This window comes from Neisseria sp. HMSC074B07 (genome assembly GCF_001810355.1).
Lineage (GTDB): Bacteria > Pseudomonadota > Gammaproteobacteria > Burkholderiales > Neisseriaceae > Neisseria.
Window position 1 is genome coordinate 1 of the sequence record NZ_KV800977.1, and the last position, 11,739, is coordinate 11,739.

11 protein-coding genes and 1 pseudogene are annotated in these 11,739 nt (G+C 48.0%); 7 read left to right on the forward strand and 5 right to left on the reverse strand.

The features are described 5' to 3' along the window. Positions 1-648 (reverse strand): annotated as a pseudogene (locus HMPREF2726_RS10740) (IS110 family transposase); the annotation flags it as partial. Between the two features lie 370 nt (positions 649-1,018). Between HMPREF2726_RS10740 and HMPREF2726_RS10745 the strand changes: the two are divergent. After that, positions 1,019-1,456, forward strand: coding sequence for a hypothetical protein (locus HMPREF2726_RS10745; RefSeq protein ID WP_049225070.1), 438 nt, complete (start codon positions 1,019-1,021; stop codon positions 1,454-1,456). 66 nt (positions 1,457-1,522) lie between these two features. Beyond that, positions 1,523-2,395, forward strand: a complete 873-nt coding sequence (locus HMPREF2726_RS10750; RefSeq protein ID WP_009311810.1) for a YwqG family protein — start codon at positions 1,523-1,525, stop codon at positions 2,393-2,395. 139 nt (positions 2,396-2,534) lie between these two features. Here the strand turns inward: HMPREF2726_RS10750 and HMPREF2726_RS10755 are convergent, their stop codons facing one another. The 4 genes from HMPREF2726_RS10755 to HMPREF2726_RS10770 all read right to left on the reverse strand — a co-directional run bounded on the left by HMPREF2726_RS10755 (position 2,535) and on the right by HMPREF2726_RS10770 (position 6,087). Then, positions 2,535-3,026, reverse strand: coding sequence for a DUF1841 family protein (locus tag HMPREF2726_RS10755; protein WP_009311811.1), 492 nt, complete (start codon positions 3,024-3,026; stop codon positions 2,535-2,537). Positions 3,027-3,173: 147 nt separating this feature from the next. After that, positions 3,174-3,950: a ferredoxin--NADP reductase gene (locus HMPREF2726_RS10760; protein ID WP_003756710.1), complete on the reverse strand. Its 777-nt coding sequence runs from the start codon at positions 3,948-3,950 to the stop codon at positions 3,174-3,176. Between the two features lie 210 nt (positions 3,951-4,160). Further along, the gene (gene thrC, locus HMPREF2726_RS10765; RefSeq protein ID WP_070603362.1) at positions 4,161-5,573 is read right to left on the reverse strand and encodes a threonine synthase; all 1,413 of its coding nucleotides are present in this window, start codon (positions 5,571-5,573) and stop codon (positions 4,161-4,163) included. A 142-nt stretch (positions 5,574-5,715) separates the two neighbouring features. Beyond that, the gene (locus HMPREF2726_RS10770; RefSeq protein ID WP_049229122.1) at positions 5,716-6,087 is read right to left on the reverse strand and encodes a hypothetical protein; all 372 of its coding nucleotides are present in this window, start codon (positions 6,085-6,087) and stop codon (positions 5,716-5,718) included. Positions 6,088-6,237: 150 nt separating this feature from the next. Between HMPREF2726_RS10770 and HMPREF2726_RS10775 the strand changes: the two genes are divergently transcribed. The 5 genes from HMPREF2726_RS10775 to aroA all read left to right on the forward strand — a co-directional run bounded on the left by HMPREF2726_RS10775 (position 6,238) and on the right by aroA (position 11,667). Next, entirely contained in the window at positions 6,238-7,689 is a 1,452-nt protein-coding gene (locus tag HMPREF2726_RS10775; protein ID WP_070603364.1) for an O-antigen polymerase, read from the forward strand. Between the two features lie 225 nt (positions 7,690-7,914). After that, entirely contained in the window at positions 7,915-9,228 is a 1,314-nt protein-coding gene (locus HMPREF2726_RS10780; protein ID WP_003756699.1) for a replication-associated recombination protein A, read from the forward strand. Positions 9,229-9,390: 162 nt separating this feature from the next. After that, complete coding sequence (locus tag HMPREF2726_RS10785) at positions 9,391-9,606, forward strand: hypothetical protein (protein WP_040668071.1); 216 nt, start codon at positions 9,391-9,393, stop codon at positions 9,604-9,606. A gap of 72 nt (positions 9,607-9,678) precedes the next feature. After that, positions 9,679-10,005 carry a low molecular weight protein tyrosine phosphatase family protein gene (locus HMPREF2726_RS10790; protein WP_070603366.1) on the forward strand — a complete coding sequence of 109 codons (327 nt, stop codon included), beginning with the start codon at positions 9,679-9,681 and terminating at the stop codon, positions 10,003-10,005. A gap of 363 nt (positions 10,006-10,368) precedes the next feature. Next, positions 10,369-11,667: a 3-phosphoshikimate 1-carboxyvinyltransferase gene (gene aroA, locus HMPREF2726_RS10795; protein ID WP_070603368.1), complete on the forward strand. Its 1,299-nt coding sequence runs from the start codon at positions 10,369-10,371 to the stop codon at positions 11,665-11,667. Positions 11,668-11,739 lie beyond the last annotated feature (72 nt).

An 11,739-nucleotide genomic window follows, 5' to 3' on the forward strand; every position in this document is an offset into this window, starting at 1 on the left:
TTCGGGCAGCATCGCCATCAGCGTAGCCGTCGTTATCGAACCGATGCCTTTGATTTGTTCCGCCACTTTGGCTTTGCCGTCAAAATGCGTGTGGGTGTGGTCGTCGATTTGTTTGTCCAATTCGTCAATCAGCCGGTCAAAATGGGCAATCAGTTGTTTGACGCTTTCGGCTTGCGTTTCGTGAACCTGATGCAGACGGTTTTTCTCGGCAGTCCGCATATTCACCAGTTGGTTGCGGCGGTTAACCAACGCTTCCAACACTTCTTCCGCTTCGGTGGGCGGGTGGTAGAGCATGGGTTTGCCAATCTTCTTTCTGCGTCATCATTTGTGCGAAGAAGGCGAGCATTTTGGCATCTTTGGCGTCGGTTTTGGTCAGCGACTGCGATTGGGCAAACTGATGCGTCTGACGCGGGTTGGCGATAATCACGGCTATGCCTGAGCGGTGGATAGCTTTGGCGGCGGGGATTTCGAGACCGCCGGTGCTTTCCATCACGACGAGGGCGACGTTGTGTTTTTTAAGGTACTCGATAGTATGGGCGATACCTTTCGTGTTGTTGGTTTCGGTTTTGGTTTAGACAAAGACGAAACGGCGATGACGAAGTTTCGTTTGGCGATGTCGATGCCTGCACAGTTGTATTGGGTACTCATCATAAACCTGCCTTGCATTCGGTTGTGTTGTCTGGCAACTGTCCGGTTGTGTCGATGGGTTGCCCGGCCGCTCCCTGAGCTACGCAACGGTTGTTTGCCTTGGTCGGATGCGGGTGGCGGCGGGCGGTTTGTTGCTATGATACGGGTGTTTCGATATACAAGGTCGGATACTTGTATCCGACAAAACCTTTAACACTCCCATCATTGCAATTCATTGCAGCAATGCCCAAAATGTCGGATTCGAGAATCCGACCTACGCCAAGCTTATTAAGTGCAGCCTATATGGATGTGTGAAAACAATATCCATGCCATTTGAACGCTGCCGCCTGATGATGCGGATTATTTCCGGTGCTCCAAAGGAGTAACTATAATGTTTGATTATCTGAATAAAACTCTAGATTCGAATTTCAGAAAAATTAAAATAAAAAAAGATAAGCCTATCGTGGCTTTAATCAGTCAAAACTTCCTAAAAACAATAAATTGCAACAATTTATTTGAATCGATTAAACAATATCCTTTATTTTGGATAATTCTTATCGGAGAGAATTCTAGTCTTTTAGAAGATGAATTTGATAATCTTTTGGAGCAGGAATCTATCAAAAATAACAATATGTTAAATGTGGTAACAACTAATTTTCAATTTAGTGATTTAACAATAACGGATATAGAAGATATTGCTTATGAATTTTTATTTGTGCCCTGTCCGAATGGTAACTGCCAATATTTATCATTTTTAGACTTAAATCATACTACTGACAGGAAAATTTTTGATTTCATTGAAACACAGCTTAATAATAAAACAACGTAGTGGTCATAATATTTGCTTCATGATAAAAGTTATAAAACAGTTTGCACTTTGAAAGGAAGTAACCCCATGTCTAAAAAAATCAAAGCAGATTCTGAGCTTATCAAGGAATGCTACAAATGGGTCAAACACCAGTTTTTTACCCAATATGCTGCAAAACATTACGCCAAAGCAGAATTTTGTGTTGTTCAAACCAAGCTAACTGAAAGTAAAATCGGTGGATTGCCCTATCTACCCAAAGGTGATGTGGCACCGAAAAATGTAGACGGCGAAACCTTGCGTTTACTTGCTCAAATCAACTGCACTGACCTAAAAGGTCTAGAACACTTTCCTTCAACAGGCATACTGCAATTTTTCATCTTAGACAACTGGGAATTCGGTATAGAAAACGGTCGAGACGGCTACGCTGTACGTTACTATCCTGAAATTAGTGAACACTACACGGAAGCAGAACTTACCAAATACTACCAGCCTTATGCAGAAGATGACGAGTGTTTCCCTATATTGCAAGAGTGCAAGTTGCAATTCGAACTTACTGAACAAACTCCCGTTTTAGACCACGCTACCTGTGTCATGCTGTGCGGAAAATATTTGGCTGAACATAGCATAGAAGTCGATTACCGCACGAAAGAACATCTTCAGCGCGTCGTACAGCACGAATACGAAAATGAATTTAGTACATACAACAAAGAGGATGAGGATGAAGAAAATCATAGTCAATGTGGTGGCTACCCGTATTTCACACAAAACGACCCGCGCAATGAAGATAAAGGATTGGTCGACTATAATGTCCTGCTGTTCCAACTAGACAGTAGCTTTGATGAAGACGGCGAAGAAATCGTGATGATAGGCGATATGGGCGTGATGAACTTCTTTATCCGGCAAGATGATTTACAGCGTAGGGATTTTTCCGATGTACTGTATTCTTGGGATTGCTGCTAACTCTACACTTATTGCCTGAAATAGTATGAGGATTCATCTCGCATCTGTTTCAGGCTTATGACATTCCTTTGTACAAACACTATCTTTCAGACGACCTTAAAAAATAGATTTGCTTTCACCCCTAGCATAGAAAACTTTTTCATTCGTCAAATTTAGCATTCACTTCATGCGGATTGATACGGGCGTTTTCCTCCTGCCCTAAACCGACTAATTTACGCAACCGGGTCATATAGGCATTGACATCCAAACCGCGTCCGTATCGTTGCGCTTCCCAAATGGTTTCCGCCAGCGCATCCATCATGTCATGCTCGGCGCGTACCCAGTCGTTGTTATAACGTGCGCAAAGTTGCCGGTGAATCGCCCGTATGCCCGGTGGCTGATCGATGGCTGCCTGCTCTTGAAGGGAAAGATGCAGCGACATGTGCAAAAAAGGATTACTCTCCCCATCTTCCGGCAGCCAGTTTTTATCTAAATAATCTTCAATATTTTCAAGATAATGGGCGTATTCGGGATGAGATTCGATGATACGGAGGGCTTTATGTTGAAGTGCATCCAGTTGCAGCGGGGTCAGGCGATGTTTCCAAACGTGTGCGAAAAATCGGCGAACATCGTGGGTATTGACATCGTACATGATAAAAATGGGAAATCTGTTGAACCGTCTGAGGGGATATTTTAGAGATTGAGCGAAACTTGAATTTTGGCAAATAATGGATTTATAGCGAGGCAGAACCTGATGACCAGTTCTGCCTCGCTATATTTCCATTACTGCTAAAAAACCTTATTGATCCACAAACGCGCGCTCAATCAGGTAGTCGCCGCGTACGCCGGTTTTCGGAGAGACAGTCAGACCGAAATCGTCCAAAACTTTGCAGGTGTCTTTCAGCATGGCAGGGCTGCCGCACAGCATGGCGCGGTCGTCTTGCGGGTTGATTTTGGGCAGGCCGATGTCTTCAAACAGTTTGCCGCTTACCATCAGGTCGGTCAGGCGGCCGTGGTGTTCGTAGTCTTCGCGGGAAACGATGGGGTAGTAAATCAGTTTTTCTTTAACCAAGTCGCCGAGGTATTCGTGTTCGGGCAATTCTTTGGTGAAGCGGTCGTAGTACGCTAAATCTTTTTTGTAGCGCACGCCGTGTACGAGGATGATTTTTTCAAATTGCTCGTAAATTTCGGGGTCTTTGGTAATGCTCAAGAAAGGGGCAATGCCGGTACCGGTGCTCAGCAGGTAAAGGTGTTTACCGGGATTCAGGTCGCCGGCAACCAAGGTTCCGGTCGGTTTTTTGCTGATCAACACGTCGTCACCGACTTTAAGGTGTTGCAGGCGGCTGGTCAGAGGGCCGTCTTGGACTTTAATGCTGAAAAATTCGAGGTGTTCTTCCCAGTTGGCGGAGGCGACGCTGTATGCGCGCATCAGCGGCTTGCCGTCCACCATCAATCCGACCATGACGAATTGACCGTTTTCGAAGCGCAACGATTCGTCGCGGGTGCAGGTAAAGGTGAAATACGCATCCGTCCAGTGGTGTACGGACAATACTTTTTGGGTATTGAATGCTGCCATTTGAGTTTCCTGTCGGTAAATCCGTCTGATCGCGCGGGTCGGGCGGATGATGGTTTTAAAAGGGTTTTCAGACGACCTGTCTCGCCTGTGAATAGATAATGCCGAATTAGAGCAAACGCGCAATTTTAAACGAAAATATTTATCATCACAATGTTTGCTGTCTGGCAGAGGTCGTCTGAAAACTTTTCAGACGACCTCTCTGTCAACGCATTACTTGTCTAACGTTTCGCGGATGATTTCTTTGACGGCGGCTGCATTGTTCGGCACGACTCGGACGCGCTGCGGCAATTTTTCCAAACCTTCCAGCGCGGCGGGGCGCGGAATGGCGACATCGCCGACGGCTTCGTGTATGGTCGCATCGAATTTCGCTGCCAACGCGGTTTCCAAACACACAACCGTCTCCCCCTCTTCGCGCACTTCGCGGGCGACTTTTACGCCGTCGGCAGTGTGCGGGTCGATGAGTTCTTTATCTTGCTCGTAAACCTGTTTGATGGTGGCGAGGCGGTCGGCGTGGGTAGATTTGCCGGACGTAAAGCCATATTTGCCGCCGACTTTTTCCAAGGCAAACTGCAAGTCAAAGCCCTTGCCCGCCGCGACTTCTGCCCACAGCGTATTGATTTCCTGAGGATCGCGATCCATCAGGTCGAACACGAAACGCTCGAAGTTGGACGCTTTGGAAATGTCCATAGACGGGCTGGAGGTAACATAAGTATGCTCGCTGTTGCGCGGGCGGTATGCGCCGGTTTTGAAAAACTCGTCCAACACATCGTTTTCATTGGTCGCAACAATCAGGCGGCGGATAGGCAAGCCCATCTGTTTGGCGATATGTCCCGCGCAAACGTTACCGAAGTTGCCGCTTGGCACGCAGAAGCTGACCTGCTCGTCATTGCTTTGCGTCGCCTTGAAATAGCCCGCAAAGTAATAAACCACTTGCGCAACGATGCGTCCCCAGTTGATCGAATTGACCGTACCGATATGGTATTTTTCCTTGAACGCAGCATCGTTTTGCACCGCCTTCACAATATCCTGACAGTCGTCAAACATCCCCTTCACGGCGATATTGTGGATATTCTCGTCTTGCAGGCTGTACATTTGCGCCCGCTGGAACGCACTCATTTTACCGTCGGGCGACAGCATAAATACGTTTACGCCCTTTTTACCGCGCAAGGCATATTCCGCAGCCGAACCCGTATCGCCGCTGGTCGCGCCCAAGATATTGAGTTCCCTGCCCTTTTTGTTCAACACATATTCAAACGCGTTGCCCAAAAACTGCATCGCCATATCCTTAAACGCCAGCGTCGGGCCGTTGGACAGGGCTTGGATTTTGATACCGTCCGACAAAGTACGCACAGGCGTGATTTCCTTAGAGCCGAACACCGATTCCGTATAAGTACGGTTCAGAATATCGCGCAAATCGTCCGCCGGAATATCCGTTACAAACAGGCTCATCACCTCAAACGCCAGCTCCGGATAGCTCAAACCGCGCCACTTGTCCAAAGTCTCGCGGCTGACCTGCGGATAACGCTCCGGCAGCATCAAACCACCGTCGGGCGCAAGCCCCATCAACAAAACCTCGCTAAACGGTTTATGCGCCGTCTCGCCGCGCGTACTGATATATTTCATGATTTCTTCTCTATAAAAACAAAAATATTGCCGATCACAACAGGAAACCCGCTTACGAACCATCCGGCAAGCCGCCCTATCCCGACCTAATCCACTATAAACTTTCAGACGATCCCGATATACAAAGGTCGTCTGAAAAACATTATCTATACAAACGCTTGAAACAAGCATTGACGGTTTTCACCGTTACCGACGCAATCGCCCGATCGCGCGAAGAAGGATTCAAAACATCCATCAACTCTTGCGCGGACACCTGATTCGGCGCTTCCTCGCTCGCGCAACCGCAGATTTTGTCTTCCCACTCGCGCTGTTTGTCCGCGCTCATCGTCAGCGCGATCAAACGCCACTCATTGCGCTTGTTCAATTCCGAACGGCATTGATGATCGACCGCCATTTTCACCACGCTGCCGCCGATACCCGTACCGCCGCCCAAACCACCGAACGCCGAGTCAGAATCATAAGCGCAGCCGCCCAACAACGCCGCCACAGAAGCAACGGCAACAATCTTTTTCATATTCATAGCCATCCCTTGCCGCAAGGTCGTCTGAAACGCCCCGCAAAGTCTTTAAACAAACGCGTATTATACCGTAAGCGGTGTGAGATGGGGGATTGGGGAAAGTCGGGTATAATCCGTTTTTTTCTTGGGAAAATAGAGGATTTATCAATGGCTAAATCAAACGAAAACACAAAAAACCCTAAAGACGATCAAGAGAAAACGGCTGACAAAGGTATTCAAGAGCATTCAGAGCATACCGCTGAAAATAAACAGCCTGAATCAAAAGACAATGCACAGAAAAAAGATGAATCTACATGCTTATGTAAATTTTTCAAAAAGATTAAGGAATGGACGTGCGGAAGCGAAAATAAAAACTCAAATAAGGCAGATGAAAATGCCGCAGAAAATAACGATGCTGCAAAACAGGAAGAAATGAAACAAGCTGATACGGTTGGGCAACCAAAAGAGCAAGTAAAACTGTCTGACGTTTTGGAAACCATTAGCAAATTTTTGAGTATTTCGGCAATATTAGGAATATTAATTGGCGGTTTTATTATATTTTATTATCTCCATAATATAGGGCAAGCAAGCATTTTTCCCGATATAATAACTAATACACCTGCTTTGATAACTTCAACTATTATTTTTGGAGGCATATTATTATCTTTATATGTACAATTTTATCTATGCTTTATAGCAGGAATAAACGCTAAACCAGGAAAAGGACGGGATACATTAAAGCCGTTTTTCTATTCTCTATTTTTTTGCTTAATTCCCTTTTTAATTTATTGTTATATTTTATACTCTTACATAAAAGATTCTATAGCATTTTTAACACTTATATTTCTTATCGTAGCATGTCTTATTGTATCTTTCCTTGTTGGAATTGAGAAGCTTCACAGGAATAACATTTTGATTTTTATGATTATATGTGTAATTCCAGTATACGTGATTTCTGTTTCTCTTTTTCCAAGTAGTAAATTCGCATTAGACTCAGTCCATTTGGTTCGTTTTGCCGAAACCCCTAAAAATTCCTCGTGGTATTTACTGCATAATAATTTTCAACAAAACAACGGTTCTCAAGAAACCAACGGTATTGATAAAAATGACTTGCTTAAATTAAAACAAAAATTCAAATGTTCTATTCTTTCAGAAAAAGAAAAAGCAGAAAAAGGAATTACCTGTTCTCCAGAAACACGCAATAATGCACTATTCGGTTACATGGCTTGGAATCTAGGTGATACTAAGGTTTTTTGTCCAGCCAAAAGAACTGAAAAATTAGACAAGGAATGTATCGTCATCAGCGGAAAAGCCCTGCAAATCATGCCGGAAAGTTATATCAGTACCGATACTGATGGCATTGACGACGGTAATCCTGAGAATACCGGTCATGACGATCCTGCAACTGATATTAATACTGACGTTAGATTCAAAAATGACCTTAACGCCCAATCCAATACTGGCTTGACTAATTACAATATCCAACCTGTCCTTCCGATACAATCCAATGCAAAAAATATGTCAATCCAGATTAATTACGGCAACTGCAACCCTAATTCGCCAAAAAACAAAGATGGTCATCCTGATATGGAATACACGGACAAAAAAATCTGCCAGTAAGTTATGGCAAACCCATGCCGTCATTCCCGCGCAGGCGGGAATCCATCTTTGAGGATAGGCAAAGCCATAAAAATCAATCAACTGAAATTCACAAACGGATTCCCGCCTGCGCGGGAATGACGGTTGTGATGTATCCTGTCTTTATTGTTCCCTTTGCCATCCGTCCGTTTTCAAACGACCTGCTATAATCCACGTCGTCTGAAAACCCTTTTCACGGAAACTGCCATGTCCGACCTTTTCACCCGCCAACCCGATGCGCCGCTTGCCGAACGCCTGCGCCCGCATACGCTTGATGATGTTATCGGGCAGCAGCATTTAATCGGCGAAGGTAAGCCGCTGCGTGTGGCGGTGGAAGGCGGGAAGCCGCATTCTATGTTGCTGTGGGGGCCGCCGGGCGTGGGCAAGACGACGTTGGCGCGGATTTTGGCGCAGAGTTTCAACGCCCAGTTTTTGCCTGTTTCCGCCGTATTTTCCGGCGTGAAGGACATACGCGAGGCAATCGACAAAGCCGAAATCGCCTTACAGCAGGGACGCGCGACGATTTTGTTTGTCGATGAAGTCCACCGCTTCAACAAGGCGCAGCAGGACGCGTTTTTGCCCCATGTCGAAAGCGGTTTGCTGACCTTTATCGGCGCAACTACGGAAAATCCGTCGTTCGAAGTCAATCCCGCGCTGTTGAGCCGCGCGCAGGTGTATGTTTTGCAATCCTTGTCTTCAGACGACCTCAAGAAACTGATTGCCAAAGTATTGGCATTGCCCGAATACCGGGATTTCACGATTGAAGCCGATGCGCAGGAGCTGCTCGTCAATACCGCCGACGGCGATGCTCGCAGGTTGTTGAATTTATTGGAACAACTTTTACGCGCCGCCGACACACGTCGTCTGAAAACCTTAACCGCCGAATTTCTCGCCGACAGTCTCGGGGCGCAAATCCGCCGTTTCGACAAAGGCGGCGAGAGTTTCTATAACCAAATCTCCGCCCTGCACAAATCCGTGCGCGGTTCGCATCCGAATGCCGCGCTGTATTGGTTTTGCCGTATGCTCGACGGCGGCACCGACCCGCGCTACCTCGCCCGCCGCATCGTGCGCATGGCGTGGGAGGACATCGGGCTTGCTGACCCGCGCGCCTTCCAAATCGCCAACGATGCCGCCGCCACCTTCGAACGTTTAGGCTCGCCCGAAGGCGAACTCGCGCTGGCGCAAGCCGTGCTGTACCTTGCTGCCGCCGCGAAATCCAACGCGGGCTACAAGGCATACAACCAAATGCGCCGCTTCGTCAAAGAAAACGCCAGCGACGAAGTACCCGTCCACCTACGCAACGCCCCGACCAAATTGATGAAGGAATTGGGCTACGGACGCGAATACCGCTACGCCCACGACGAACCGAACGCCTACGCCGCCGGCGAAAGCTATATGCCCGACGGCTTGGACGAACCGGATTTCTACCAACCCGTCCCGCGCGGGCTGGAAATCAAAATCGGCGAAAAGCTGGAATGGTTGAAATCGCTGGATGAGGAAGCGTTGGATAAGCAGAAGTAAATGGTGTCTTCAGACGACCTGTTCCACAACGACGGTCAAATGCTTGTATCGTCAAGCTAATTTGGCTACAATCCGATTTTCCTTTTTCTTGCTGAATAATCGAACACAGAAAAAATCGCGGCTGCTGAACCCGATTTCCGAAACGAAGTTAGAAAGCAGATAATGGACAATTTAGACCACAGTCGCAGCCGTGCATGGCGGCGGCATCAAGCAAAACGACCCAGCCATCGCGTACACGGCAAAAACCCTTCTGAGGGTAAGCTCGAGAAAAAGTGGGATTTGATGTATTTCCGCAGGAATAAAGTCAAACGCGCGCAAAAACTGGGCTTTGTTTACCCCTTCAGGCAGCATGAATTTGAAGCCGAATGGTTTGATTAACTTAAAAACACATTTCGACTCTATCGAGATGATTTTCACAAGGCGGATATTTGTCCGCCTTTTTTAATTTCTATGAACGCACTTTTTATTTGCAGCCGCAACCAATGGCGCAGCCCCACCGCTGAAGCGGTATTCCGACGCTATCCGAATGTACAGACCCATTCCGCAGGCACAAGCCCTAACGCACGGCACACCGTTTCCATCAACGACATCACATGGGCGGATAAGGTTTTTGTGATGGAACAAAAGCATAAAAACCGCCTGTCCGCGCAGTTTCCCCGCGCTTTGCAGCATAAGGAAATCATTGTTTTGGATATTCCTGACGATTACCGCTATATGGACGAAGAATTGATTGAGATATTGAAAGAAAGCGTCGAGCCGTATTTGTCTGACAGCTAGTCTATAAGAGCTTGAATAAGCAAAGGTAAAGGGTATGGATAAGGTTTCAGACGACCCCAAACGTCGTCTGAAAATCTAATCATCCCAAAGAAAAACCGGATTCCCATCAAAGGAATCCGGTTTGTTTTATTCCAAACTTAGAAATTCATTCTCACGCCTACGCGGACGGAGCGTACCGGCAGCGGGGCGATGTATTTCAGCATGGCGTTTTGCGGACGTGCGGTGCGGTTGGCAAGGTTGAGTGCATCGACAAACCATTCGATGACAAACTCTGGTTCATCGAATTGCAGCAGCCATGTTTTTCAGACGACCCCTCCCTGCCGTATAATGCCGTTTTCTGTTTCCGCTTCCCAAACGACCATCATGACCGAATCTATCCGCCTCCCCGCCGCCTCGCTCAAACCCGCCACCGTCGCCCTACCCGGCTCCAAAAGCATCAGCAACCGCACCCTGCTGCTCGCCGCCTTGTCCGACAATACTTGCGAAATCCATTCCCTGCTCAAATCCGACGATACCGACCGTATGTTGGAAGCACTCGATAAACTCGGCGTTGAAATCGAATATCTTGCCGAAGGTCGTCTGAAAGTGCGCGGCACAGGCGGACAATTTCCAAACCGCACTGCCGATTTGTTTTTAGGCAACGCGGGAACGGCGTTCCGTCCGCTGACCGCCGCGCTTGCCGTTTTGGGCGGCGATTATCATCTGCATGGCGTTGCGCGTATGCACGAACGTCCTATCGGCGATTTGGTCGATGCGCTGCGGATTGCCGGCGCCGATGTCGAATATCTCGGCAACGAACACTATCCGCCACTTCATATCGGCGAACGCCAAGACCGCGGCGAGCGTGTGATTCCGATTAAAGGCAATGTGTCCAGCCAGTTTCTGACCGCCCTCTTGATGGCGTTGCCGCTGACCGGGCAGGCATTTGAAATCCGTATGGTCGGCGAGTTGATTTCCAAGCCCTATATCGACATCACTTTGAAACTGATGGCGCAATTCGGCGTACAGGTTGCCAATGAAGACTACCGCGTCTTCAAAATCCCCGCCGATGCCTGCTACCACGCGCCCGACCATTTATATGTCGAAGGCGATGCCTCCAGCGCGTCCTATTTCCTCGCTGCCGGCTTGATTGCCGCCACGCCCATCCGCGTTACCGGTATCGGCGCAAACAGCATACAGGGCGATGTCGCCTTTGCCCGCGAGCTGGAAAAAATCGGTGCGGACGTGGTTTGGGGCGAAAACTTCGTCGAAGTCTCGCGTCCGAAAGAACGTGCCGTCCAAGCCTTTGATTTGGATGCAAACCATATCCCCGATGCCGCCATGACCCTCGCCATCGTCGCACTTGCCACCGGACAAACCTGCACGCTTCGCAACATCGGTTCATGGCGCGTCAAAGAAACCGACCGCATCGCCGCAATGGCAAACGAGTTGCGCAAACTCGGCGCGGAAGTCGTCGAAGAAGCCGAAGCGATTCACATTACCACGCCTGAAACACTGACGCCCGACGCAGTCATCGACACTTACGACGACCACCGCATGGCGATGTGTTTCTCACTGGTTTCCCTGTTGGGCGTACCCGTCGTTATCAACGACCCGAAATGCACCCATAAAACCTTCCCGACTTATTTTGAAGTGTTCTCATCGCTGACCGACGCGGTTTAAAGCGGGAGGACGTTTACCCAAACAAAAAGGTCGTCTGAAAGTTTGAACTGCACCCCAAAAGTTGGACATCCC

Coding starts and splice junctions, on each gene's coding strand:
- HMPREF2726_RS10745 (WP_049225070.1), top strand. CDS start 1,019: ATGTTTGATTATCTGAATAAAACTCTAGATTCGAATTTCAGAAAAATT.
- HMPREF2726_RS10750 (WP_009311810.1), top strand. CDS start 1,523: ATGTCTAAAAAAATCAAAGCAGATTCTGAGCTTATCAAGGAATGCTAC.
- HMPREF2726_RS10755 (WP_009311811.1), bottom strand. CDS start 3,026: ATGTACGATGTCAATACCCACGATGTTCGCCGATTTTTCGCACACGTT.
- HMPREF2726_RS10760 (WP_003756710.1), bottom strand. CDS start 3,950: ATGGCAGCATTCAATACCCAAAAAGTATTGTCCGTACACCACTGGACG.
- thrC (WP_070603362.1), bottom strand. CDS start 5,573: ATGAAATATATCAGTACGCGCGGCGAGACGGCGCATAAACCGTTTAGC.
- HMPREF2726_RS10770 (WP_049229122.1), bottom strand. CDS start 6,087: ATGAAAAAGATTGTTGCCGTTGCTTCTGTGGCGGCGTTGTTGGGCGGC.
- HMPREF2726_RS10775 (WP_070603364.1), top strand. CDS start 6,238: ATGGCTAAATCAAACGAAAACACAAAAAACCCTAAAGACGATCAAGAG.
- HMPREF2726_RS10780 (WP_003756699.1), top strand. CDS start 7,915: ATGTCCGACCTTTTCACCCGCCAACCCGATGCGCCGCTTGCCGAACGC.
- HMPREF2726_RS10785 (WP_040668071.1), top strand. CDS start 9,391: ATGGACAATTTAGACCACAGTCGCAGCCGTGCATGGCGGCGGCATCAA.
- HMPREF2726_RS10790 (WP_070603366.1), top strand. CDS start 9,679: ATGAACGCACTTTTTATTTGCAGCCGCAACCAATGGCGCAGCCCCACC.
- aroA (WP_070603368.1), top strand. CDS start 10,369: ATGACCGAATCTATCCGCCTCCCCGCCGCCTCGCTCAAACCCGCCACC.